At 35.6% G+C, this 23,649-nt stretch carries 26 protein-coding genes and 1 pseudogene; 19 read left to right on the forward strand and 8 right to left on the reverse strand.

The features are described from left to right. Positions 1–183 (reverse strand): annotated as a pseudogene (locus ACE1OF_RS12465) (transposase zinc-binding domain-containing protein); the annotation flags it as partial. 362 nt (positions 184–545) lie between these two features. Between ACE1OF_RS12465 and ACE1OF_RS12470 the strand changes: the two are divergent. Continuing rightward, positions 546–776 (forward strand): hypothetical protein, encoded by a 231-nt coding sequence (locus tag ACE1OF_RS12470; protein WP_448894899.1) that lies wholly within the window; start codon positions 546–548, stop codon positions 774–776. Positions 777–1,486: 710 nt separating this feature from the next. Here the strand turns inward: ACE1OF_RS12470 and ACE1OF_RS12475 are convergent. Both ACE1OF_RS12475 and ACE1OF_RS12480 read right to left on the reverse strand, forming a co-directional pair. After that, positions 1,487–2,065, reverse strand: a complete 579-nt coding sequence (locus ACE1OF_RS12475; RefSeq protein WP_448894900.1) for a YceI family protein — start codon at positions 2,063–2,065, stop codon at positions 1,487–1,489. 157 nt (positions 2,066–2,222) lie between these two features. Beyond that, positions 2,223–2,819, reverse strand: coding sequence for a Maf family protein (locus ACE1OF_RS12480; RefSeq protein WP_448894901.1), 597 nt, complete (start codon positions 2,817–2,819; stop codon positions 2,223–2,225). Positions 2,820–2,988: 169 nt separating this feature from the next. Here ACE1OF_RS12480 and yceD point away from each other — a divergent pair, with 169 nt between their 5' ends. The 13 genes from yceD to ACE1OF_RS12545 all read left to right on the forward strand — a co-directional run bounded on the left by yceD (position 2,989) and on the right by ACE1OF_RS12545 (position 13,245). After that, positions 2,989–3,501, forward strand: coding sequence for a 23S rRNA accumulation protein YceD (gene yceD / locus ACE1OF_RS12485; protein ID WP_448894902.1), 513 nt, complete (start codon positions 2,989–2,991; stop codon positions 3,499–3,501). A 48-nt stretch (positions 3,502–3,549) separates the two neighbouring features. Continuing rightward, positions 3,550–3,720, forward strand: a complete 171-nt coding sequence (rpmF, locus tag ACE1OF_RS12490) for a 50S ribosomal protein L32 (RefSeq protein ID WP_116000475.1) — start codon at positions 3,550–3,552, stop codon at positions 3,718–3,720. A gap of 90 nt (positions 3,721–3,810) precedes the next feature. Continuing rightward, complete coding sequence (gene plsX / locus ACE1OF_RS12495) at positions 3,811–4,821, forward strand: phosphate acyltransferase PlsX (RefSeq protein ID WP_448894952.1); 1,011 nt, start codon at positions 3,811–3,813, stop codon at positions 4,819–4,821. 106 nt (positions 4,822–4,927) lie between these two features. Beyond that, positions 4,928–5,884, forward strand: coding sequence for an ACP S-malonyltransferase (gene fabD / locus ACE1OF_RS12500; protein ID WP_448894903.1), 957 nt, complete (start codon positions 4,928–4,930; stop codon positions 5,882–5,884). Positions 5,885–5,938: 54 nt separating this feature from the next. Continuing rightward, positions 5,939–6,673, forward strand: a complete 735-nt coding sequence (gene fabG / locus ACE1OF_RS12505; RefSeq protein WP_448894904.1) for a 3-oxoacyl-ACP reductase FabG — start codon at positions 5,939–5,941, stop codon at positions 6,671–6,673. A 163-nt stretch (positions 6,674–6,836) separates the two neighbouring features. After that, positions 6,837–7,070, forward strand: coding sequence for an acyl carrier protein (acpP, locus tag ACE1OF_RS12510; protein WP_159820781.1), 234 nt, complete (start codon positions 6,837–6,839; stop codon positions 7,068–7,070). A 132-nt stretch (positions 7,071–7,202) separates the two neighbouring features. Next, positions 7,203–8,438 (forward strand): beta-ketoacyl-ACP synthase II, encoded by a 1,236-nt coding sequence (gene fabF, locus ACE1OF_RS12515; protein WP_448894905.1) that lies wholly within the window; start codon positions 7,203–7,205, stop codon positions 8,436–8,438. A 98-nt stretch (positions 8,439–8,536) separates the two neighbouring features. Further along, positions 8,537–9,346, forward strand: coding sequence for an aminodeoxychorismate lyase (gene pabC, locus ACE1OF_RS12520; protein WP_448894906.1), 810 nt, complete (start codon positions 8,537–8,539; stop codon positions 9,344–9,346). 21 nt (positions 9,347–9,367) lie between these two features. Then, a complete protein-coding gene (gene mltG / locus ACE1OF_RS12525; RefSeq protein ID WP_448894907.1) occupies positions 9,368–10,372 on the forward strand; it encodes an endolytic transglycosylase MltG in 1,005 nt (334 codons plus the stop codon). Between the two features lie 52 nt (positions 10,373–10,424). Then, positions 10,425–11,090 (forward strand): dTMP kinase, encoded by a 666-nt coding sequence (gene tmk, locus ACE1OF_RS12530; RefSeq protein WP_448894908.1) that lies wholly within the window; start codon positions 10,425–10,427, stop codon positions 11,088–11,090. 1 nt (position 11,091) lies between these two features. Next, the gene (locus ACE1OF_RS12535) at positions 11,092–12,069 is read left to right on the forward strand and encodes a DNA polymerase III subunit delta' (protein WP_448894910.1); all 978 of its coding nucleotides are present in this window, start codon (positions 11,092–11,094) and stop codon (positions 12,067–12,069) included. 1 nt (position 12,070) lies between these two features. Next, complete coding sequence (locus ACE1OF_RS12540) at positions 12,071–12,397, forward strand: PilZ domain-containing protein (RefSeq protein ID WP_448894911.1); 327 nt, start codon at positions 12,071–12,073, stop codon at positions 12,395–12,397. A gap of 80 nt (positions 12,398–12,477) precedes the next feature. Next, entirely contained in the window at positions 12,478–13,245 is a 768-nt protein-coding gene (locus ACE1OF_RS12545) for a TatD family hydrolase (RefSeq protein WP_448894912.1), read from the forward strand. A 479-nt stretch (positions 13,246–13,724) separates the two neighbouring features. Here the strand turns inward: ACE1OF_RS12545 and ACE1OF_RS12550 are convergent, their stop codons facing one another. Next, positions 13,725–15,305, reverse strand: coding sequence for a cation:proton antiporter domain-containing protein (locus ACE1OF_RS12550; RefSeq protein ID WP_448894913.1), 1,581 nt, complete (start codon positions 15,303–15,305; stop codon positions 13,725–13,727). 142 nt (positions 15,306–15,447) lie between these two features. Next, the gene (locus ACE1OF_RS12555; RefSeq protein WP_448894914.1) at positions 15,448–16,068 is read right to left on the reverse strand and encodes an arylesterase; all 621 of its coding nucleotides are present in this window, start codon (positions 16,066–16,068) and stop codon (positions 15,448–15,450) included. On the opposite strand from ACE1OF_RS12555, the gene ACE1OF_RS12560 reads away from it, so the two are divergent. The 3 genes from ACE1OF_RS12560 (at position 16,067) to ACE1OF_RS12570 (ending at position 20,462) form a co-directional block, all read left to right on the forward strand. Next, the gene (locus ACE1OF_RS12560) at positions 16,067–16,780 is read left to right on the forward strand and encodes an ABC transporter ATP-binding protein (protein WP_448894915.1); all 714 of its coding nucleotides are present in this window, start codon (positions 16,067–16,069) and stop codon (positions 16,778–16,780) included. The two genes, ACE1OF_RS12555 and ACE1OF_RS12560, sit on opposite strands and share 2 nt — an antisense overlap. Then, a complete protein-coding gene (locus ACE1OF_RS12565; protein WP_448894953.1) occupies positions 16,770–19,295 on the forward strand; it encodes an ABC transporter permease in 2,526 nt (841 codons plus the stop codon). Before ACE1OF_RS12560 ends, ACE1OF_RS12565 begins: the two co-directional genes overlap by 11 nt. 93 nt (positions 19,296–19,388) lie before the next feature. Next, positions 19,389–20,462, forward strand: a complete 1,074-nt coding sequence (locus ACE1OF_RS12570; RefSeq protein WP_448894916.1) for an AI-2E family transporter — start codon at positions 19,389–19,391, stop codon at positions 20,460–20,462. Between the two features lie 37 nt (positions 20,463–20,499). On the opposite strand, the gene ACE1OF_RS12575 is transcribed toward ACE1OF_RS12570, so the two are convergent. From ACE1OF_RS12575 to ACE1OF_RS12585, 3 genes are all read right to left on the reverse strand, one after another. Continuing rightward, on the reverse strand, positions 20,500–20,904 hold the full coding sequence (locus ACE1OF_RS12575; RefSeq protein WP_448894917.1) for a lysozyme inhibitor LprI family protein: 405 nt from the start codon (positions 20,902–20,904) through the stop codon (positions 20,500–20,502). Positions 20,905–21,053: 149 nt separating this feature from the next. Then, positions 21,054–21,356 (reverse strand): YciI family protein, encoded by a 303-nt coding sequence (locus ACE1OF_RS12580; protein WP_448894918.1) that lies wholly within the window; start codon positions 21,354–21,356, stop codon positions 21,054–21,056. 8 nt (positions 21,357–21,364) lie between these two features. After that, positions 21,365–21,988, reverse strand: coding sequence for a septation protein A (locus ACE1OF_RS12585; protein WP_448894919.1), 624 nt, complete (start codon positions 21,986–21,988; stop codon positions 21,365–21,367). A 200-nt stretch (positions 21,989–22,188) separates the two neighbouring features. Between ACE1OF_RS12585 and ACE1OF_RS12590 the strand changes: the two genes are divergently transcribed. Further along, positions 22,189–22,980: an AAA family ATPase gene (locus ACE1OF_RS12590; RefSeq protein WP_448894920.1), complete on the forward strand. Its 792-nt coding sequence runs from the start codon at positions 22,189–22,191 to the stop codon at positions 22,978–22,980. Positions 22,981–23,017: 37 nt separating this feature from the next. After that, positions 23,018–23,635: a cytochrome c oxidase subunit 3 family protein gene (locus ACE1OF_RS12595; RefSeq protein ID WP_448894921.1), complete on the forward strand. Its 618-nt coding sequence runs from the start codon at positions 23,018–23,020 to the stop codon at positions 23,633–23,635. The last annotated feature ends 14 nt before the right edge of the window (positions 23,636–23,649 follow it).

Raw genomic sequence — 23,649 nt, forward strand, 5'->3', positions numbered from 1 at the left:
CATAAAATAATCAACGGGTAAGCGCTTTGCTTTTTGCCTCGTTAGCCACTGTGACGTGGTGTTTTGTAAACACTGTGGGCAATTGCGGTTTCCGCAAGACAGTGGCGTTTGCTCATGGTGCGAGCAATGATGACACGCCCACAGTGATTGACGCTGCTGCGTGGTTTTACACACCAACATGGCAACACCACCAGAAACATTAGCCTAAAAAGTAATATCAACTAATAAAGAACAAACCACCAAGCATCAATTATCGATTGGCCGTTTACTGTACCTAGCGTTTACAAAAACCTAAAATATACTCACATTTTCGACAGCTTAGGTGAGTTAACCTATCTAATCGACACCTTATTTTGAAAATAGAGAAAAGTTCATCGATTGCATTTGGTAATATTTGTAATTTAATTGGATGTCCTTATTAATCTATGATAAATTAATTAAAATCTTTAACTTGTTGTTTTATTAGTTATTAAATTTACAAAATGGCAGTGTTTTCTCGAGAATAGAGAAATTCTACAGTCTCGTTATATGCAAATGGAGTTCGCATGAAGTATTTATCACTACTAATCATTATCCTTATATCAGGCTGTTCATCTCAACCTGTTAGTCATCAAGTTGCTAATGTCATCTTGGGGAAGGTTTTTGAAAAAACTACAAGTACTAAAATAAGTCACAATGCTTCAAGTTGTCCTAATGTAAAGCGAACCTGTTCAAGTGGTAATTACCAAGAGTGGTATCAAAAAAATGGCAAAAAGGCTTGTGCTTGTAATAAGTAACTGCATATAACACATATGAGCCCATCTCGCGTCAATAGTCAATAGTGTTCTGTTAGCTACCGCTAGGTAGCTAATTGTTTTCAATCAGTAAATTCGTCTTCTTCGTTATGTCAGTTAGCCATTAAACGCTCGTTTACGGCAAACACATATTGAGGCTCTCTTAGTGTGATCTCATCACTGCCTGCTTTTTCTTAATCCTTTTTGGTAGTAGGGGCACTAGACATTCATCGGTTAACCTTTTGCTGGCACTATTCAAGTAGGATGATTACTTGGTGTTAAACAGGTCTCAGTTAGTTTCAGGCTCAGTTAAGGTGTAAACGAGTTTACTCATTGCTCTTATAAGGTAATGCGCACCAATGGCGTGCCTAATCAAGACAACGTGGCTTGAACTACATGGCATAGTAATCATCATGAACAACAATTGGCTTGACGATTAATATGATGCTCTTTTTCATTCAGTTAGGCGAGAAGCTCACGCCATTGTGCTACTTAACCTTTTAAAAATTTAGTTTCATCAAATACAGTTTTATCCCTCAGCATGAAATAAATACAACGATATGCCGACAATAACATCGTCAATATAAGGTTCGAGTAATCGCAGTAAAGCCTTTGGGGATAAAGCTCAATAAGTATTAAGTCATTCAAAAGGACAAATAACAGTTGGTTTGTGCTCCTTTGTCGCTTGTTTTAACCAACTGTTTTCAATCACTTTACTTTTTATCAAAGATTAAGCTAAACGAAACAGGCACTGTTGTACTGATTGATGGAAGTTTTGCAATATCACGTAATTTGTTAATACCTTCAGCTAAATTATATTGTTCAGCATCAATAATGATTGGGGTTAATGAGAATGCTAGCAATTTATCTTTCGTTAGTTTTACAACGCGTATGTTGGCAGTGATTTCTTTTGATACACCATGCAAGGATAATTTGAATTTAATTGGGTTAGTGTAGGTATCACCAATGTTAAGCGCATTAAGCTTTTTAAGGTCTAAATTGGCAAGAATATTTGCTTTGGTAAAAGAGGTCGTTTCAAAAAGTATTGTTTTTACACGTTCATTACGAATTGGAATATTGGTTTCCACACTTGCTAAGTCGATATCTATAGATAGCGAACCATTATCATTTAATGTTCCGTTAAGCATATTAAAGTGATTTAACTCACTTACTTTTGATGATTTTATAGAAATATAATTAACCGTTGATTCATCATTGATGAGACTCCACTTTGCTAGAGCGTTTGAAGAGATAAGCAGCGTTGAAAATATAAATATATATTTTTTAAACATTATTTTTTCCTTAATTTTTAATGTATTTGATTCAATTTAGTTTACAATGAAAATAGTGTGAGTATCCGTATAAATGATAATTCAGATAGATCATTTAGTAATAAGAGTAAAAGAGCATAGCGTGAGTGTAAACTCTTTTATGTTACGTGATGTTACGTTATAGTGCGTGTTGCTCTTTTAAAGTGTCTAAACCATGTTGTTTAAGTAAAGCAACTAATTTTATGAGCGGTAAACCGATAAGCGTATTGGGGTCATCACCTTCTAATTTTTTAAATAGGCAAATGCCTAAACCTTCACTCTTGAAGCTACCTGCGCAGTTATAAGGTTGTTCTGCCTTTAAATAGCTTTCTATTTCTGATAATGACAACTCATTAAAATGTACAATAAAAGGTTCCACTAATGATTTTACGGTATTTTCACTGCTATCATAAACACATAGACCAGTGTAAAAAATAACACTTTTATTACTAAACTGAGTTAACTGTTTTACGCCGTTATCAAAAGTATGAGGTTTACCTAAAATTTCACCATCGCAAACGGCGACTTGATCTGAACCAATAATTAATGCATTTGAAAATTTATGTGCAACAGCTTTTGTTTTTTCAATGGCTAATCGTTCAACTAACGCTTGTGGTGACTCATTAACTAACGCTGTTTCATCAATATCAGGTTTAGCACATTCAAAAGGTAAGTTAAGCTTTTCTAAAATACTTTTACGAAAAGGCGAGGTAGAGCCTAAAACTAAGGTTTTCATAAAGATCCTTAAAATAAATGATATAAGTGAATCAGTTGCTCATTTTTGATACAAAATATAACAAAAATGATTATTTAGCTGCTATTATTGGGTCAATCTATCGTTTTTAAATGAAATATGCTAATTTTCTTTTGACACTTGCCGCTAGGGGCTTTATTATGCGCGCCTTATGCAGAATCTTAAGCTTCCGATAACAATTAGCCCAACCCGAAGCGCACAACGTAGGCTTGTGTGTGAAGGTATTTTTAACGTGTCGGAAATGACTCGACTGCTTGCTGTCAGCGAAATGCGAAGCGAGCATGTTCAAGTTAGTGTTAAGTTTGATGTGGATGAACGTGGTTTGACAGTAATGTCAGGTACAGCATCGGCATTAGTTGCATTAACTTGTCAGCGGTGCAATGAACTTTTTGATACTGAATTGAAAGTAGATTTTGTTTTCAGTCCTGCAAAAAATGAAGAAGCCGCGATGAATATTCCATCATATTATGATGTAATAGAATTAAATGAAGATGGTGAAGTAAACTTGCGAGATCTAGTGGAAGAAGAGTTATTACTCGCAATTCCATTAATTCCAAGGCATGAAATCGAAGACTGTTCAGCTGATGCTGATAGTGTTTGGGGTGAATTGCCAGAAGAGCTTGAGAAGCCGAACCCATTTGACGTATTAAAACAACTTAAATAGTTAAGCGCATTAAGCAATTTAACTAATAACCCGATTTAGGAGTAACTCATGGCAGTTCAAAAAAGCAAAAAGTCTCGTTCAAGACGTGGCATGCGCCGTTCACATGATGCTTTAACAGCAGAAAACTTATCAGTAGATCCAGTATCTGGTGAAACGCATCGTCGTCACCACGTAACAGCCGATGGCTTTTACAAAGGCGTTAAAGTAATCGCTAAATAAGCGATTACATTTTAACTCCCTATTTTAAGCTCATAGCTACTACAGTTAAGCTTGAATAGTCAAAAAATACTAACCTTAGCGTTAGATGTTATGGGGGGCGATAAAGGCCCCTCTATAACTATTCCCTCTGCGGTTATGGCAATTAATTATTTGCCTAATTTGCACCTGATTCTTTGCGGTGATAAAAATATCATTGCAGCAGAACTTGCCCTATTAAATATTTCTCAACAAACATTAGATAAACATAAACAACTCTCTGTTTTTCCAACAACTGAAGTGGTTGAAATGGATGAAAAACCAGCTTTTGCGTTACGAGCTAAAAAAGATTCGTCTATGCGTAAAGCATTAGACCTTGTTAATGAGGGTAAAGCGCAAGCCTGTGTGAGTGCTGGTAATACTGGTGCTTTATTTTCGATGGCGCATTTTGTCTTAAAAACTCTCCCAGGTGTTGAACGACCTGCATTAATATCTTCTTTACCAACACATAATGATGATAAACATGTATTTATGCTGGATTTAGGCGCAAATGTATTTTGTGATTCTCACGTGTTGTATCAGTTTGGTGTTATGGGATCTGTTATGGCTCAACAAGTTGATGGAATAGAAAACCCTCGCATAGCCTTGCTAAATATGGGCGAAGAAGCTATCAAAGGAAGTGATCATATTAAGCAGGCAGCACTTGAACTATCTGAAAATAAAGCGATTAACTATATAGGTTTTATTGAAGGCGGCGATATTTTTTCAAATAAAGCCGATGTAATAGTTTGTGATGGTTTTGTGGGAAATGTTGCCTTAAAAACGTGTGAAGGAGTCGCTCGTTTGGTGTTTGACAAATCTAAAACACTGTTCAAACAAAATATTTTAGTTAAAATGTTAACGTTTATTATCAAGCCTAGCTTAAAAAAATTGTTTAAATCAATGAACCCCGACCAGTACAACGGTGCAAGTTTGATAGGATTGCGCGGTATTGTAGTAAAAAGCCATGGAAATGCTAATTCAAGTGCATTTTTTTCGGCTATTTTAGAGGCAGTTAAAGAAGTTGAAAGGCAAGTACCTGAAAAAATAAAGAACTCTTTAGAACAAGGTTTGTTAGTACAATAATTGTTTATAGTACTGTTTACCTATTCATCTACATTGTCGCCCACATTGTTTTATATAAAAGCGTAATTAATAAAAGCCTAATAAATAAAAAAGAGTAACAACAAAAATGCAAAATATATCCTTACAAGGTAAATTAGCCTTCGTATTTCCTGGCCAAGGCTCTCAAGCTGTGGCGATGTTAAGTGATTTTAGTGATAACACCATTGTTCAAAAAACTTTTAGCGAAGCATCTGACGCGCTAGGTTATGATTTATGGCGACTTATTGCTCAAGGGCCTGCAGAGCAGCTCAATCAAACACATATTACTCAACCAGCATTGTTAACGGCAAGCGTGGCGTTATGGCGCGTTTGGCAAGCTGAGTCTGACGTTATTCCCTCTATTTTAGCTGGGCATAGTCTAGGCGAATATTCAGCGCTTGTTTGTGCTGGGGTGTTATCATTAACTGATGGTGTTAAATTAGTTGAAAAGCGTGGGGAGTACATGCAAACGTGTGTTCCTGCTGGTGTTGGTGCGATGGCAGCTGTTATAGGTTTAGAAGATCAAGCCATTATTGATGCTTGTACGCAAGCACAAGCTGATGAAGTGGTATCAGCCGTTAATTTTAATTCGCCAGGTCAAGTCGTGATTGCGGGTCATAAAGCGGCTGTTGAACGAGCAGGTGAATTATGTAAAGCAGCAGGAGCAAAACGTGTATTACCTTTGCCTGTTAGCGTTCCTTCTCATTGTGCTTTAATGAGTGATGCTGCTGACAAATTAGCGACTGATTTGGAAAGTATTACCTTTAACACACCTACCATTAATGTCGTTAACAATGTTGATGTGTCTATCGAAACTAGCGGAGAAGCAATAAAAGCAGCTCTAGTTAAACAATTATACAGCCCAGTACGTTGGAGCGAAACTGTCAGCCAATTGGGCGAGCAAGGTATTACTCAAATGGTTGAAGTAGGGCCTGGAAAAGTATTACAGGGGTTAGCAAAGCGTATTAATAAATCTATTAGCTGTGTATCTTTAAATACGCTTGATTCGTTAGAACAAGCGAAAGTGTTAACACAAGCAAGCTAGTAATTATCCGTTTATTTATAAATAACGAAGAAATAAAAATCAATAGGAAATAGTATGTTTTCATTAACAGGAAAAGTAGCCCTTGTAACAGGCGCTAGTCGTGGCATTGGTAAAGCGATTGCAACACAACTAAAGGTATTAGGTGCAACGGTCATTGGCACAGCTACATCAGCTAATGGTGCTGAAAAAATTGCTGAATATTTAGGTGCTGGTAATGGTTTGGTCTTAAACGTCACAAGTGACGATTCTATTGCTGAGGTCTTTACTGCAATTAAAGAAGTGCATGGTGGAGTTGATATTTTAGTAAATAATGCTGGTATCACGCGTGATAACTTGTTTATGCGTATGAAAGATGATGAATGGCAAGATATTTTAGATACTAACCTTACTTCTGTTTTTAAAGTTAGCAAAGCTGCAATTCGCCCCATGATGAAAAATCGTAATGGTCGAATTATTAATATCGGTTCTGTGGTTGGTACTATGGGAAATGCTGGGCAAGTTAATTATGCTACTGCAAAAGCTGGATTATTAGGTTTTACTAAGTCACTTGCTCGTGAAGTTGCCTCTCGTGGCATCACTGTGAACACTATAGCGCCTGGCTTCATTGATACTGACATGACAAAAACGTTAACAGATGAACAAAAAGAAGGCATTTTTTCTCAAGTGCCAGCAAATCGTTTAGGTAAACCTGAAGAAATTGCGAGCACAGTTGCGTTTTTAGCCTCAGATTCTGCCGCATATATTACGGGTGAAACAATTCATGTTAATGGCGGTATGTACATGGTGTAAGCCTTTATAATTAAGGGCTTCGTTGTTATATATGAATTTTTTTGTGGTGAAAACAGGTTAGACCACAAAAAAAAATAATCGCTTAGGCTTGCATGGCAAGCTTTTGGCGAATACACTACACGCAATTTGAAAAAATATACTTTCAGTAAGTAAAGGAAAAAAAATGAGTACTATCGAAGAACGCGTAAAAAAAATCACTATTGAACAACTAGGTGTGAGTGAAGCAGAAGTTAAAACTGATTCATCTTTCGTTGATGATTTAGGTGCTGATTCATTAGACACAGTAGAGTTAGTAATGGCGTTAGAAGAAGAATTTGATACTGAAATTCCTGACGAAGAAGCTGAAAAAATTACTACAGTTCAAGCAGCAATCGATTACGTTAACGCTAATCAGTAATTGTTGATAAGTAACGATGGGTTATGTTGAGAAACATAACCGTAAAATGTAATTGAGAAAGAGCGGTATACTTATCATTTAAGTGACCGCTTTTTTTATATCTCCTATTTAATCTTTTTGAGGTAGAACACAATGAGACGTGTTGTAGTTACCGGTATTGGTATGCTTAGCCCGTTAGGTAATACACCTGAGGCTACTTGGGAAAACTTACTGCTTGGTAAAAGTGGTATTAGTAATATTGATCATTTTGACACCACGGAATACAGCACGAAATTTGCTGGCTTAGTGAAAGATTTTGATGCACAAAACTATATGGAAAAGAAAGAAGCCAGAAAAATGGATCTTTTTATTCAATATGGTGTTGCGGCTGGTGTACAGGCAATTAAAGATTCAGCGTTTGAAGTGACAGAAGAAAATGCACCCCGTATTGGGGTCGCCGTAGGTTCAGGCATAGGTGGTTTAGGTTTAATTGAACAAAATCATGAAAAAATGGTAAAAACAGGTAGCCCTAAAAAACTATCGCCATTTTTTGTACCTTCTACCATCATCAATATGATCTCAGGTCATTTATCGATAATGTTTGGCTTACAAGGTCCTAATATATCTATTACCACCGCTTGCACAAGTGGTGTGCATAATATCGGTCATGCTGCGCGAATGATCGCCTATGGCGACGCTGATGTGATGGTGGCTGGAGGTGCTGAAAAAGCATCGACAACTTTAGGTATGGGGGGCTTTGGCGCTGCTCGTGCTTTATCTAAACGTAATGATGACCCTCAAGCTGCTTCTCGTCCTTGGGATAAAGACAGAGATGGTTTTGTTTTAGGTGATGGTGCTGGCGTTGTGGTTGTTGAAGAATACGAACATGCGAAAGCGCGTGGTGCAAAAATTTATGCTGAATTAGTCGGTTTTGGTATGAGTGGTGATGCGTATCATATGACCTCGCCACCAGCTGATGGTGCTGGTGCAGCACGTGCAATGCAAAATGCACTCAATGATGCCAAACTTAATGCAAATCAAATTGGCTATATTAATGCACATGGTACTTCAACACCTGCTGGTGATATTGCTGAAACCAATGCAGTAAAATCAATTTTTGGTACTAATGCATATAATGTAATGATGGGCTCTACAAAGTCGATGACTGGGCATTTACTTGGCGCAGCGGGAGCTGTTGAGAGTATTTTTAGTATACAAGCGTTAATCAACGGTTCAGTGCCTCCTACCATTAACTTAGATAATCCTGATGAAGGCTGCGATCTAGATTATATTAAAGGTGGGGCTCGTGATATTCATTTAGATTACGTTCTGTGTAACTCATTTGGTTTTGGCGGAACAAATGGCTCATTGATATTCAAAAAGATGTAAAGTCGCTTGAAATTATATAATTAAGCCTGAATACTTGATGCAAGTATCAGGCTTTTTTTCTGTTACTTTCTTTTTCCAATAATTAAAGAGATAACGTTATGAAGTTTTGCTGCGTTAATGGAATACAACAAAATCATATGGATATTGAAAGTCGTGGTCTTGCTTATGGCGACGGATTATTTACTACTGCAAAAATCATTAACGGTAACGTTCAATATTTAGCACAACATATCGACAGATTAGTTTTGGGCTGTAAAAAATTAGGTATTACGTCTCCTTCCTCAAGTCAATTATCAAAGCAATTAGCCATTACAGCCAAAAGCTATGCTTTAGCCGTACTTAAAGTTATTATTTCAGCGAAAGCTGGGGGAAGGGGGTATGGGCGCTCACCGTGCAACAGCCATGATTTAATTATTATGGTACATGATTACCCCAAACAGTATGATGAACAAGTTCTTAATGGTATTTCACTGGGTCTAAGTGAACAAAAAATAGGGCTTAACCCTATGCTTGCAGGTTATAAACATTTAAACCGCCTTGAGCAAGTGTTATTGAGGAATGAACTGTCAATAAGAACAGAAGATGATTTATTAGTGAGTAACTTAAATAATGATGTGATTTCAGCGACGAGTGCGAATGTGTTTATTAGCCTAGATAAAAAATTATATACACCTGACTTAACGCTAAGTGGTATTAACGGTATTATGCGTCAAGTTATTCTAAAACATTACCCAAGTGCTATGGTAAAGGCGCTTTCTGTAAATGAGATATCTCAGGCTCAATCAATGTTTATCTGTAACAGTGTGATGGGCGTAATGCCAATAGCTAATTTTAATGGACGTTTATTGTCAATAGATTTACCGTTAGCTATTCGGGATGAAATTAATGATAAAACGATAGCAAAATAATAGTGAGTTAATGGCTTTTTAATGAAAAAAATTCTTTCCATTTGCATTAGTAGCATACTTGCTTTGTTGTTAGTGTTTTTTCTTTTATTAGAAAAAAACATGAATCAACCATTACAGGTTACACAACAGCAATTGTTTACCGTTAAACAAGGCACTTCCGTTGCTTCTTTTTCAAAAAGATTAGTTAGTAATAAGTGGTTAAATAATCGCTTTTGGCTTCGAGCTTATGCGCGTTTATACCCTGAAAAAGTCGTAATCAAAGCTGGAACTTATCAAGTTGTGCCAAATATAAGCTTACAAAACCTCTTAGCACTTATTACTCAGGGAAAAGAACATCAATTTAGCTTTACCATTGTTGAAGGGACTACATTTAATCAATTAATTGCGCAATTACAAAATCAACCTCAATTAACCCATACATTAACGTCGTTCAATGGTGAGCAAATATCTAAACGCTTAGGTATTGAACAAAAAAATCCAGAAGGTTGGTTTTTTCCTGAAACCTATGCTTTTACTCAAGGCACTACAGATTTTAATATTTTAGTACGTGCACATAACGCAATGAAAACCACCCTGAATGTACTGTGGCAAGAAAGAGCTATTGCTTTACCTTATGAAACAGCTTACCAAGCGTTGATCATGGCATCAATTATTGAAAAAGAAACTAGCCACATACCTGAACAGCCATTAATAGCCTCTGTATTTATTAATCGATTAGCTAAGAACATGCGATTACAAACAGACCCCACTATCATTTATGGATTAGGTGAACGTTATCAAGGGGATATTACCCGAGCCCATATAAAAGAAAAAACAGCATATAATACTTATAGAATAAATGGTCTACCGCCAACCCCCATTGCTATGCCTGGCTTATCAGCAATTAAAGCGGCACTTAACCCAAAAACAAGTGATTATTATTACTTTGTTAGTGATGGCAATGGCAAACATATTTTTAGTAAAACATTAAAAGCGCATAATGCGACGGTTAGAGACTTTTTGAAAACACAGAGAAGTAATGAATAAAAATCTTGTTTATTATATGCTTGTAAACATACTTTACTAAATTGAGAAAACGATGAATAAAGGTTTTATGGTTGTATTTGACGGCAGTAATGGTGCTGGTAAAACAACTGTTATTAAAAGTGTTGAAAATTACCTTGTTTCTAAAGGGTTTGATGTTGTACTTACTAGAGAACCAGGTGGTACACCTATTGGTGAGAAAATTAGAAATGTGATTTTAGATCCCTCAACGCCAGAAATGTCTTTTATGACTGAGCTTATGTTGTTTGGTGCTGGGCGTGCGCAACATATTCAAGAAAAAATAATTCCAGCACTAGAAAAAGGCAAAATAGTACTATCAGACAGATTTGACGCAGCCACGTTTAGTTTTCAGCACTTTGCTCGAGGTATTGATTTAGATACTATCATTAAAATTAATAATTTAGCATTAAACGGCTTTAGCCCTAGCATGAATATCATTTTAGATTTAGAACCGTCAGAAGGGCTAAAACGAGTACGTAGTCGTGGAGAGGGGCTTGACCGTTTAGAAGATGAAAAGTCAGATTTTCTAATCAAAGCTAGGAATGGTTATCTAACGCAAGCGGCTCAATCACCTGAGAAATTTACTGTTGTTGATGCAGCACAATCGAAAGAAAAAGTTTTAGAAGAGGTAATAAAAATTATAGATACGTTAATTGATAAGTATCGATTCAGTTCGCTTCCACAGAGTATAGATAATTAAAATGCAACCTTGGTTACTTTCATCTCAGCAGATATTTAGCGATCAATACGGTCGTGATATTTTACCCCATGCAATTCTTCTTAATGGCGTTACAGGGTCGGGTAAATCTGAATTTGTACAGTGGTTATTACATTTATTAAGCTGTCAACAGCCACAACAAATAATGAATAATGAGGTTACTTTTTTACAACATTGTGGTGTATGTAAAACATGTTTGTTGATGCAGAGTAATACCTATCCTGATCACCTGAGTTTAATTGCCGAAAAAAATAATTTAGGGATTGACGATGTTCGTTATGCTAACCTATTTTTGCAAAAAAAAGCGCATTTAGGTAAATTCAAAACAGTATTAATTGAAAATGCTGAAACAATGACGATTGCAGCCGCTAATGCATTATTGAAAACCCTAGAAGAACCCAATGAAAATAGTATTATTATATTATTAACTAGTGATATCGACATATTATTACCGACAATCGTGAGTCGGTGTAGGGTTATTAATATTAAACCCAATGTTGGTCAAACATTATTGCAAAATATATCAAATCAATTAATACGTAATGAAACACAGTTTAATGTGAATAATGCTTTTACTAATATTACTCAGTTACCAGAGTTAACAGATAAGGTATTAAATGAAGCATTCGAAAGCTTTAAAATAGATTACTTTAACTTTCTTACTGGCCAGCAAACAGCATTACAGTTACTTGACCAACTATTGAAAAACGAACACGGATTACGTTGGTTAGAGCAATTGACGGTTAACTTGTTAAGAAAACAATTTATTAGTACAACAGAACCTGTAAATTATCCCATTTTAAGTGCTGAACTATTGAATAAAATCTATAAAGTTATCATTAATGGGTGTAAAGTAACAAAATCTTATGTACAAGCAAACAAACAGTTTGTTTGTGAGCAACTTATCCTGAAGATAAGTGATGAAATTGAGCAAACTAATATAAACACGCAGGAGACCTAGTTTGATCCCAATTAATATTGAATTTCATTCTGAACACGACTTATACATAGCTTATATGCCTTTTTTAAAAGAAGGAGGCTTATTTATCAGAACAGCTAAACATTTCGAATTAGGTGCAGAAGTTGAATTAAATGTATTATTACCAGACTCTTTAGAACCGTCTTTAATTATGGGTGAAGTATGTTGGTTAACACCATTAGGTGCACAAAATGGCACACCTCCTGGTATAGGTGTGAGTTTTACAAGTGATCCAGATAAAATACGGCATCAAATTGAAACGGCTATAGCTCGGCAACTAAATTCATCAGAGCCAACGTTAACAATGTAACGTATTACTTCTAAGTACTATTCTACTTAGCCCATTTATGGGTTTTTTTATTTATAATGTATTAATTTTGGAGTGTTCTGTTGTTTATTGATTCACATTGCCATTTAGATCGGCTTAACTTGTCACTGTATGAAGATGACCTAGCGAATGTTGTACAAGCGGCAAAAGAGGTCAAAGTAAATAAACTTTTGTGTGTAAGCGTTACTTTAAAAGACTTTCCTGCTATGGTGGCGAAAACTCAACAGTTTGATAATGTTTTACTTTCTTGCGGTATGCACCCACTTAATCAAGAAGATGAAGTCGATATTGATCTGCTTCGGCGCTTATCAGATGATCCCGCAGTCATTGCTATTGGTGAAACAGGCTTAGACTATCACTATGCGCCAGAAACTAAGGCCATACAGTTAGATTCTTTTAAAAAGCACATAAAAGTAGCACGTGAACTTAATAAGCCATTGATTATTCATACACGTTCTGCCCAGCAAGATACGCTTGATATGTTACGCGCAGAGGAAGCAAGTAAAGTAGGCGGCATTTTGCACTGTTTTACTGAATCTTGGGAAATGGCTGAGCAGGCAATAGCACTAGGTTTTTATATTTCTTTTTCTGGTATTGTAACGTTTAAAAATGCAAAAGAATTAAGAGAAGTTGCTAAGCTTGTGCCTGATGATAAGTTTTTAATTGAAACCGATGCACCATACCTTGCGCCTGTTCCGCATCGAGGTAAAGAAAATCAACCTGCTTATGTGGTTGAAGTTGCTAAGCACTTGGCCAGCATTCGCGGTCAATCAGTTGAAGACATTGCTAAGTTATCAACCGATAACTTTAACCGCTTGTTTAAGTTATAGGTGTTTTATGAAAAAAAAAGCCCAAACGATAAATTTGGGCTTAAAGGAATGGCTCAAAGGGGTTTGAGCCGTGCGCTATTCAATTTTCAATACTGATTAATTAACTTAATATATTTATATTAAGTTAAGTTGCTGCGAGCATTTCTCTATTGCAAAATGCATAGAGAGGAAATATGGTGATTACCAGCTACTGCTACTCGTAATATATTAGCGATGGTCTTATCCATAAAATATTTATAATAACATCGCAATAATTACTCGGTTCACACAAACTCTATATATTAAAGAGTGATTCCTTGTAACAATTAAGTGTAGTGTAAAATTACATTAACGCTAATTATTTTTGTTTGTTTTTTAGTCTGTTGAATAAAAAGGTTTTTTTAGGTTATTTTTTACAAATTATGTTTTTATGAAATATTTTTCAACAACTTTAACATGTTTTGTTAATAGGTTTGTCACAGGTTATGCACAAGGTGTTTTTAGGCTTTAATACTACTATCTTCTATCAATGCCATACTTTCATCTGCAAAACCAACACCTGCTTCATTGTAAAAGTTAAACACTTTGTCAATTCCGAATTCTTCTAATTGCAGAGGTTCATCATCGTAGCGTGCTATTGCCGCTATTTTACCTCGGTAGCCAGCAGACCTTAACTGGTCGGTTATGCTCATACTATCAATCACTTTGGGAAGAGCGAGTAAAACAAGGTGAATGTTAGATAAGTTTATACGCTCCCAAAAAAAAGCATCCTCAGCATCACCGTTATAAGCTTCTATGCCTTGTTCTGCTAGCCATGTCACTTTTTCAGGCTCAGCATCTAACCCCCAAACAAGTTTGTCACCATGCTCTGTTATCGCTTTATAAGCTCCCAAACCTACACGACCTAATCCTATAATAACAATAGGAGCTTTAGAGGGTTGACAGAAAATATCTTCAGCCAGAGGTTGTTGACGTTCAAATTGATGAAAAAACCCTTTAGTGTGTGCAAAAAAGGTGTGGGCATAACGATATGAAACAGTAGTCAGAATAAATGACATTGAAACGGCTAATGCCAAAATAACAAGCCATTCATTACTTAACCAGCCATTAGCGACACTAATAGCAGCAACTATTAACCCAAATTCACTAAAATTACTTAACGCTAAAGCAGATAAATAAGCGGCTCTACAACGAATTTTTAATAGACTTAATATGCCGAAAAATAAGGTAAATTTGATAGGGATAATCAAAACAAGTAATATGGCTAAACCTAGCATCTCTAAAGTAGGAATTGCGCTGAAGCCGATAGATAAAAAGAAACCGATAAGAAACAGATCTTTAAAACTTAATAATGATTTATTTATTTCAGTTGATTTAGCATGTGAAGAAAGGAACATGCCAATAATTAATGCACCTAAATCGCCCTTGATATTGACTAATTCAAATAATTCATAACTGCCTAATGCAATAAAAAAACCTGCTAACGGTAATAATTCACCATGTCCCACGTGGTCTATAATTTTATTAATTAAAGGTTTTAAGACAAATAAAAGTAATAATGCTAAAGCCCAAATTGAAGGTGTTTTACCTGTAGCAAATACTAAAAAGCTAACAGCTACAATGTCTTGTATTACTAATATACCAACGGCCAATTTTCCATGACGAGTACGCATTTCGCCATTCTCTTCTAATAATTTAATAACACATACAGTACTACTAAAACTCAATGCAAAGGCAATAAGGCCTGCGGTAAATACATCTAATCCTGAAAAATAACTCAGTGCAGATATCGCTAGTAATTTAATAATAATAATGGTGACAACTAGCCAACTAATGGTATGAAGTGAGCTTGTTAACCAAACCTCTTGCTTGAATAAACTGCTCACATTAAGCTTTAAACCAATAGTAAATAGCATCAAGGTAATGCCTAAATTACTTAAAATAGATAAGCTATCATCAGCTTGATAACCAAAGAAATTTAATGCAAAACCAGCTAAGAGATAACCAATAGAGGGGGGAAAAGAACTTGATTTGGCTGCTAGGCCACAAAGAAAAGCAAAAAAAATCCAAATAAAATCCATAATTAGGCTCTGATATGTTGCGAAAATGTATGTGCATGTTAAGGAAAAGTTTATTTTTAAATAGCAAGCTGTAACAATTTAAACTATAAAATTTAGTTGCTTAGCATACCATTAAGTTGTTTTTTTTTATATTGTTATCATTTTAATTTTTCAACCATGTATTAATTTCTTGGTACATAAAATCTCTAATAATAGGCTGGGCTTTTGCGTTTGGGTGCAAGTTATCGTTTTGCATTAAGTCTGCATTTATTGCAATTTGAGTCATAAAGTAGGGCATAAGGTAGGCTGAAGTTTTCTGTGCAACTTTATGATAACTGTCAACAAACATTGTTGTATACCTAACCCCTAAATTAGGTGGGATTTGAATCGCCATTAAAGCCACTTTTGCGCCTTGTGCTTGACTTTTAGTAACTAGCTCGGTTAAATGTTTTTGTAATAATGAAATTGGAAACCCTCGGATACCGTCATTACCGCCAAGTTCAATCAATACATGCGTAGGTTGGTATGTTTTAAGCCATGTATCTATTTTTAATAATGCATTATCAGTGGTTTGTCCGCTAATAGCGGTATTGATTAAAAGAATATCAGTATCGTTTTCATCATACTTATTTTGTAACAAATGAACCCAAGCTTGTGCTTGCTCTAATCCATAGCCTGCACTTAAGCTATCACCAATAAGTAATATTTTATCTTTAGCTAATGTTGTAAACGAGAAGCAAATTAGTGTGATTATAAAAGCTAAATATAGGAAAAAACGTGTCATGTCAGTACTTTCTCAGTTGAATGTTATTAGAGTTTTAGGATTAAGCAAACGTGTAAATACGTATGAAGGCAGTCTTACTATCCTTAGCGATATTAACTTTTCTGTCAAGTCTGGTGAATCTATTGCTATTGTCGGGGCATCAGGATCAGGTAAATCAACATTATTGAGTTTATTAGCTGGGTTAGATGTGGCTAGTGAAGGTGAAATTTATTTAGACGGTGATGCGTTAAGTACCCTTAATGAGGAAGATAGAGCACGTATTAGGGCAGAAAAGGTAGGCTTTGTTTTTCAATCTTTTATGTTAGTGCAAAGCTTAACCGCACTTGAAAATGTTATGTTGCCTGCCGAACTTGCAGGTAAGCAAGATGCTAAAGAACAAGCATTAGCCTTATTAGAAAAAGTGGGGCTTTCAAGTAGATTATCACATTACCCTTCACAACTATCTGGAGGAGAACAGCAGCGGGTAGCTATTGCACGTGCATTTATTGGTTCCCCTAAAATACTTTTTGCTGATGAACCGTCTGCAAATCTTGATAGTAAAAATGGTCATTTAATTGAAAAATTGTTATTTGATTTAAATAAACAAAATGGCACAACCCTAGTTTTAGTAACGCATGACGAGCAGTTAGCGAAACAATGTCAGTCTATTCTTCATATTGAAGGTGGGCAGCTTGAAAAAATTAGTAATGGGGATGCTACTCATGTGGGTTAATTTAGCACTAAAGTTGTTTACACGTGAGCTTAGACGCGGTGAGTTAACAATTATTTTTGCTGCTATCGCACTCGCTGTGCTAACCGTGTTTAGTTTATCGTCAATAACCGAACGCATTGGTTTGAATATTGAACAAAAAAGTAGTGATTTTATTGCGGCAGATAGGCGGCTTTCAAGTAACCATGCTTTTGAACCAGCAATATTGAATAAAGCGCAAGAACAAGGCCTTAAAACCGCGCAGATGTTGTTTTTTGATACCATGCTATTTGCCAATGATGCGTTAGTTTTAGGTGCCGTAAAAGCCATTACTCGGTCTTACCCTTTACGGGGAAAAATCACTATTAAAGACAGTTTATCAGGCCAAGCATATGAAGTTGATAGCGGACCTAAGTCTGGTTCTGTTTGGTTAAGTGAAGGGCTGTTTTATCCTCTTAATGTCAGTGTTGGCGATAAAGTTGAGCTTGGCGCTGGAACGTTTTTAATTAGTAAAGTGTTGGTTAGCGAGCCAGACGCCCCTTTTTTTTCGTTGTCAGGTAATAAACGTGTATTACTTAACTATGACGATATTGCGATAACAAAAGCAGTTCAAGCTGGCAGTAGGGTGTTTCATCGATTACTCTTTGCTGGCACAGAGCAGGAAATTAAAAATTATTATGCTTGGTTAAAACCACAACTTAAAAATAATCAAAACTGGGAAGGCATTAAAGACAGACAATCACCGTTAGGAAATAATTTAGAACGGGCAGAGCGCTTTTTGCTGTTAGCTGGTTTATTTGGCATTATGTTAGCCGCTGTAGCGATGGCTGTATCTGCTAAACGTTATTGTGAACGGCAGTATGACCCTGTTGCTATGATGAAAACGTTAGGTGGCAGTCGTACCACTATTCGAAATATTTATTTACTTCATTTGAGCTTAGTCACATTGTTTTCTATCGCTATTGGCTTAGCTATCGGTTTTTTACTGCAATATATTGGGAGCGGATATTTAGCCAAATTTATGGGAACAGAGTTACCACCATCTGGTATTCGGCCTTGGTTGCTATCATGCTTTGTTGGCCTTGTGTGTGCCTTAATGTTTTCGCTAAAACCTTTGTTAGATTTATTTGATATTCCACCGCTACGCGTATTACGTCGTAACTTGGGCGATTCATTAGCATTAAGCCGTATTCATATTACGTTATCATTACTTACCATTTTTGTTTTGATGTGGTTATTTAGTGGAGAAATGATCACAACACTAATATTGTTCGGTTCAACTTTATTAGTCATTGTGCTTTTGTTTGGGCTTTCAAGAGTGTTTTTCTCTGCAGGACGTCGATTAGGACTTAGACCTGGTACAAGCTGGTCTTTAGCAATTGCAACGTTACAAAAAAGAGCGAATGCAAATGCTATTCAACTGATCAGTTTTGCTTTAGCAATCAAACTTATGTTGTTTTTAGTCGTATTAAAAAATGACATGATTTCAGATTGGCAAATGCAAATACCAGCAGATGCACCGAATATGTATATTATTAATATTGCTAAAGCAGAAGTGGCCCCTATAAAGCAATTTTTTGAAGATAAAGGCATTATACACGAAGATTTCTATCCCGTTTTTAATGGCAGAATTGATGCCGTTAATGGTGAAGAATTTGCTCGACGAATGTCAAAACAAGAAGGTGAGGAAAATGCTAAAGATGCGCGGAAAGGAGTAAGGCGAGAACCTAATTTAACTTGGTTAGATACTTTACCCGAAGGTAATGAAATAACAGAAGGCGAATGGTTCTCTAATACCAATGAAAAGGTAGGTGAAGATAGCGATGTAATCGAAGTCTCGGTATTTGAAGGCTGGAAAGATGACTTAGATTTAACGTTAGGAGATACCTTAACTATTTTAGTGAATGAACAAAAATTTGATGTGAAAGTGACAAGTTTTCGACGAGTGAATTGGGGAAACATCAAGCCAAATTTTGTGATGATTTTAAGTCCTAACATGGCAGGAAAGGTGCCCGTTACTTATTTTAGTGCTGCGCAGTTACATGAAAAAAATATTAAAGATATTAGTCAACTATTACAACGTTACCCAACAGTTAGTATGATAGATATTAAAGCGCAAATGAAACAAGCCCAGTCAATTATTTCACAGGTCACTTTAGCTATTGGCTTTGTCTTATTTATTGTATTGATCAGTGGTGCTTTAGTGCTTATTTCTCAGGTGCAAGCGAGCTTGGCTGAACGTATGCAAGAAGTTGTGATATTGCGTACATTGGGTGCTAAAGGGCGCTTAATAAAGTTAGCGACACTATATGAATTTTTATTGTTAGGTGCTATTTCTGGTTTGGTTGCTGCAATTGTTAGTGATATTACTTTGTTGATTATACAGCAACAACTTTTTAATCTTGACGGAAGGTTGCATCCCTATATATGGCTGCTTGGTCCAGCAAGTGGTGCAACATTTGTAGCCAGTATTGGTTACCTTATGGTTGCGCAAACCATGCAACAAAATACGCAAGGTTTATTAAGGAAGATTACATAAGTTAATTTGTATAAGTAAAGTCAACTTTACTAGCTAGTGAATACTATGGATTTCAGGTATATTGGTGCGACAAGTACGTAAGGATTAATTTTCATGGGTTCACTAGCTAAAAATAGCTCTTTAGTAAAAGGTTTTGTTACTGTTGCGGCTATATTTATCATATTCGCAGGCATCAAAACCGCAGCACATATTTTGGTGCCATTTTTATTATCTTTGTTTATCGCTATCATTTGTAACCCACTTGTGGCTAAAGCCAGTCAGTTTAAAATTCCTAAAGCGATTTCTGTCATTTTAGTTATTGTTATTTTTGTCACAATAGCGTTATCTTTAGCTGGTTTAGTTGGTAAATCATTAAACGAATTATCTGAACTTATCCCTGTTTACCGATTGCAATTTAGAGAACAATTTACTTGGATTACAAATTTTCTCGCTAGCTATAATATCCAAATATCCTCAGCTATATTACTTGAATATTTTGACCCTGCAGCAGCCATGGGCATGGCAGCTAATATGCTTAGTGGTTTTGGTTCGGTAATGGCAAACCTATTTTTGATTATACTCACGGTTATTTTTATGCTTTTTGAAGCATCTTCTTTTCCGCTTAAGTTACATTTTGCACTAGACGACCCTGAAATGCGTTTAAAACAAATTGAACGTTTTTTGGAATCAGTTAATCATTATATTGCTATCAAAACTATGGTAAGCATTGCGACAGGTTGTATTGTATCTCTTATGCTTTGGATTTTTGGTTTAGATTTTTATTTATTGTGGGGCGTGTTTGCTTTTCTGTTAAATTACATTCCTAATATTGGCTCTATTATTGCGGCCGTACCTGCGGTAATGCTTGCTGCTTTACAGCTAGGTTTAGCCGAGGCTGGCTTTATTGGTTTAGGTTATGTTGCTATTAACATGATTATGGGCAATATGGTTGAGCCAAGGTATTTAGGAAAAGGTCTTGGTTTATCTACCCTTGTGGTATTTTTATCTTTAATTTTTTGGGGATGGTTATTAGGAACTGTAGGGATGTTGTTAAGTGTGCCTTTAACCATGATATTAAAAATTGGTTTTGAAAGTTCACAGGGCGGGCGTTGGCTAGCTGTATTGCTAAGTGATGAGGAAAGCGTAGAGCAAGAAATAGAGCAGGCTCAAACTCAAATGAGTAAGTAAGATTAATACTATTTCTTTGTAACAATCAACAATGCTTTTAAGGAATTTTACTTAATTCATCTATACGACTTTGTGTTACATTAATATAACATTTTTTATATGCTAACTCAGCTCCTTTACCTGGAGATATGGCAAGATATTGCCATCGACAGTCATTGTCACGAAAAGTAATAAAATCGTTTTGTGATCGTTTAAACATTTTTAATGCAGCGTAGCGTCCTGTTGATAACACCTTTTCTTCTAAATTAAAAACATGGTTGTTTACCCATGTTTGTAACTTTCGGTCAAGCTCTGCTTTTATATTATCCAAACAACGAGATTGGTTCTTTGGTGTTGCAGACATTTTTTCACATTCGTCTACTGAATTTTGAGCAAATACAATGGGTGATAATAGGTATTGTGAAATAATAAAAACACTTAATAATAATATTTTATTTGTCATATGCTTATTACTGAAAAATAGGGAAATGTTCATGCTTGCTATTAGCATTTTTAAGCTGCTAATAGCATAGTTGATAATGTTAAATATAAAAAGTTAGGCGAATAGCTTACGCATGAATTTTTATAGTATTAATTTTTATTGCATTAATATTAAGCAGGAAGGACTTTTTTATAGGGTTTAACGATAACTTTTTCATAAACACCTGCGGCAATATAGGGATCTTCGTCAGCCCATGCTTGTGCTTGAGCTAAGTCATTAAATTCCGCAATAATTAAAGAACCAGTAAAGCCAGCTTCACCTGGATCATTACTATCAATAGCAGGGCAAGGGCCAGCAACGAATAATCTACCTTCATTTTGTAAGGCAGTTAAACGAGCCAAGTGATGCTCTCTTACAGATAGTCTCTTTTTTAAGCTGTTGGTAACATCTTCACTGTAAATTACATATAACATGAGTTTTCCTATATTTTGTCATTGTCTTTATTATGTTGGGGTTTGCTTATTACATTTGAAGTTATCTCAACACTGTCTTCAATTGCATCGCTGATGTCATCACTGTCATTAGTCATATACTTACTTAAAGACAATATTGTGATAATTGAAAAAGCAAACATAAGGCCTGTGAGTCCAAATACTTTAAAGTTTACCCAGGTTTCTAAAGCAAAATTAAAAGCAATATACCAGTTTAATGCGCCACAAAAAGCAAAGAAAATTGCCCACGCAAAGTTTAACTTAACCCAAATAGAGTCAGGTAGAGATATTGATTCTGAAAGAAATTGTTTAATAATATTTTTCTTGAAAGCGTAGTAACTAATAAGTAATGTCAAGGCGAATATTTCATTGATTATCGTAACTTTCCATTTAATAAAAGCATCATCATGTAAAAAAATAGTCAGTCCGCCAAAAACAACAATTAAACCAAAAAATATCCAATTACGAGTAGGTACTTTTTCTTTTTTTACATAATAATATAGTATCTGTAACGCAGAAGTGACTATTAATGAGGCTGTAGCCCAATAAATATCAACAAATTTACTGACAATAAAAAAAATGACTAAGGGGATGTATTCAAAAATTGCGTGCATATTACAACTATTTTAAAGGAAGGTGCTTATACATTGATTTTAACTAAACTTTCTTAACTTTAAAAGTTAAAGCTTATATCTTGTAGAAATAAGCTAACTTTCACCTTTCAATGATCCTTATCAATTAAGCTGACGATCTGATTTGAACTTTAGTGGTTGCTGAGGTATTTTACCCACAAGAATTTTTATTGAGTTAACTAATGACTATGACAACTAAAGCGCCTTTCTACCAAGAACAAGGTAATGAAATCACATTGTTCAATCACGCCTTTGAACATCAGCTACCCGTTCTAATTAAGGGGCCTACAGGGTGTGGTAAAACACGTTTTATTGCCCATATGGCTGCAAAATTAAATAAACCATTATATACCGTAGCTTGTCATGATGATTTAACTGCTGCTGATTTAGTTGGTCGTCATTTGATTGGTCCGGAGGGAACTTATTGGCAAGATGGCCCATTAACCCGAGCGGTGCGAGAAGGCGGTATTTGTTATTTAGATGAAGTAGTAGAAGCACGAAAAGATACAACTGTTGTGTTACACCCTTTAGCTGATGATAGACGTGTGTTGCCACTAGAAAGAACAGGTGAATTACTTGAAGCAGCCCCAGGTTTTATGTTGGTTGTATCATATAACCCAGGGTATCAAAATTTACTTAAAGGAATGAAACCAAGTACCAGACAACGCTTTGTTGCGTTACGTTTTGACTATCCCACGGTGGAAGTTGAACAACAAATACTCATTAATGAAACTGGTGTTGATGCCCATTTAGCATTTAAATTAGTGGAGTTAGCTGGTGCACTTCGAAAATTAGAACAAAATGATTTAGATGAAGTTGCTTCAACTCGTTTGTTAATATACGCAGCCCGTATGATAAGCACAGGTATGAATGTTTTAGATGTTTGTCGCTGCTGTTTAGCTGAGCCGCTATCAGATGACCCTCAAACAGTGAAAGCGTTGATGGATGTTGCTAAAATTTATTTTGATGAATAACCAAACTATGTGAAGTGGCTAATGGCTGGAGTTACCTTTGAATAAAACAATCAGTGCTGATGCACTATCTTCTGAAATTGAAATAAACCAATCTTCATTGTTGCTAAATCGTCTACCGGGTGATTTAGCAATGTGGTTTTTTATTTTAGCTGAATTAACAGTGTTTGCTATTTTATTTATTGGCTTTGCTGTTTCTGAACAATTAAACCCTGAAATTTTTACCCAAGGAAAGGCAAAGTTACATCAAACATCTGGCCTTATTAATACGCTTACACTGATTACCAGCAGTTATTTTGTTGCGCTTGCGTTAGCAAAAATGCATCAAGGTAAGGGAATGCAAGCAACTAAATTATTGATTATTGCTAAGTTAGTCGCTTGCATCTATATCGGTGTAAAAATATGGGAATATTTATCTTTATTTGAACAGGGTATTGGTATTGAAACTAATACCTTTTTCACGCTGTATTTTATGATTACTTTTTTTCATTTAATGCACGTGTTGTTAGGTATGGTAATTCTTATTTTTGTTGCGATAAAAGCAGCTAAAAACGAATATAACGCAAGTAATATTTCAGGGTTTGAATCAGGTGCAAGTTATTGGCACATGGTTGATATGCTTTGGATTATATTATTTCCTTTAATTTATGTGATTTAACGCTGATGTCATCA

Source organism: Colwellia sp. E150_009, from assembly GCF_053543955.1.

Bases quoted from the DNA above. Each gene is read 5' to 3' on its own strand.
- ACE1OF_RS12470 (WP_448894899.1), top strand. From the start codon at position 546: ATGAAGTATTTATCACTACTAATCATTATCCTTATATCAGGCTGTTCA.
- ACE1OF_RS12475 (WP_448894900.1), bottom strand. From the start codon at position 2,065: ATGTTTAAAAAATATATATTTATATTTTCAACGCTGCTTATCTCTTCA.
- ACE1OF_RS12480 (WP_448894901.1), bottom strand. From the start codon at position 2,819: ATGAAAACCTTAGTTTTAGGCTCTACCTCGCCTTTTCGTAAAAGTATT.
- yceD (WP_448894902.1), top strand. From the start codon at position 2,989: ATGCAGAATCTTAAGCTTCCGATAACAATTAGCCCAACCCGAAGCGCA.
- rpmF (WP_116000475.1), top strand. From the start codon at position 3,550: ATGGCAGTTCAAAAAAGCAAAAAGTCTCGTTCAAGACGTGGCATGCGC.
- plsX (WP_448894952.1), top strand. From the start codon at position 3,811: ATGGGGGGCGATAAAGGCCCCTCTATAACTATTCCCTCTGCGGTTATG.
- fabD (WP_448894903.1), top strand. From the start codon at position 4,928: ATGCAAAATATATCCTTACAAGGTAAATTAGCCTTCGTATTTCCTGGC.
- fabG (WP_448894904.1), top strand. From the start codon at position 5,939: ATGTTTTCATTAACAGGAAAAGTAGCCCTTGTAACAGGCGCTAGTCGT.
- acpP (WP_159820781.1), top strand. From the start codon at position 6,837: ATGAGTACTATCGAAGAACGCGTAAAAAAAATCACTATTGAACAACTA.
- fabF (WP_448894905.1), top strand. From the start codon at position 7,203: ATGAGACGTGTTGTAGTTACCGGTATTGGTATGCTTAGCCCGTTAGGT.
- pabC (WP_448894906.1), top strand. From the start codon at position 8,537: ATGAAGTTTTGCTGCGTTAATGGAATACAACAAAATCATATGGATATT.
- mltG (WP_448894907.1), top strand. From the start codon at position 9,368: ATGAAAAAAATTCTTTCCATTTGCATTAGTAGCATACTTGCTTTGTTG.
- tmk (WP_448894908.1), top strand. From the start codon at position 10,425: ATGAATAAAGGTTTTATGGTTGTATTTGACGGCAGTAATGGTGCTGGT.
- ACE1OF_RS12535 (WP_448894910.1), top strand. From the start codon at position 11,092: ATGCAACCTTGGTTACTTTCATCTCAGCAGATATTTAGCGATCAATAC.
- ACE1OF_RS12550 (WP_448894913.1), bottom strand. From the start codon at position 15,305: ATGGATTTTATTTGGATTTTTTTTGCTTTTCTTTGTGGCCTAGCAGCC.
- ACE1OF_RS12560 (WP_448894915.1), top strand. From the start codon at position 16,067: ATGTCAGTACTTTCTCAGTTGAATGTTATTAGAGTTTTAGGATTAAGC.
- ACE1OF_RS12555 (WP_448894914.1), bottom strand. From the start codon at position 16,068: ATGACACGTTTTTTCCTATATTTAGCTTTTATAATCACACTAATTTGC.
- ACE1OF_RS12565 (WP_448894953.1), top strand. From the start codon at position 16,770: ATGTGGGTTAATTTAGCACTAAAGTTGTTTACACGTGAGCTTAGACGC.
- ACE1OF_RS12570 (WP_448894916.1), top strand. From the start codon at position 19,389: ATGGGTTCACTAGCTAAAAATAGCTCTTTAGTAAAAGGTTTTGTTACT.
- ACE1OF_RS12575 (WP_448894917.1), bottom strand. From the start codon at position 20,904: ATGACAAATAAAATATTATTATTAAGTGTTTTTATTATTTCACAATAC.
- ACE1OF_RS12580 (WP_448894918.1), bottom strand. From the start codon at position 21,356: ATGTTATATGTAATTTACAGTGAAGATGTTACCAACAGCTTAAAAAAG.
- ACE1OF_RS12585 (WP_448894919.1), bottom strand. From the start codon at position 21,988: ATGCACGCAATTTTTGAATACATCCCCTTAGTCATTTTTTTTATTGTC.
- ACE1OF_RS12590 (WP_448894920.1), top strand. From the start codon at position 22,189: ATGACTATGACAACTAAAGCGCCTTTCTACCAAGAACAAGGTAATGAA.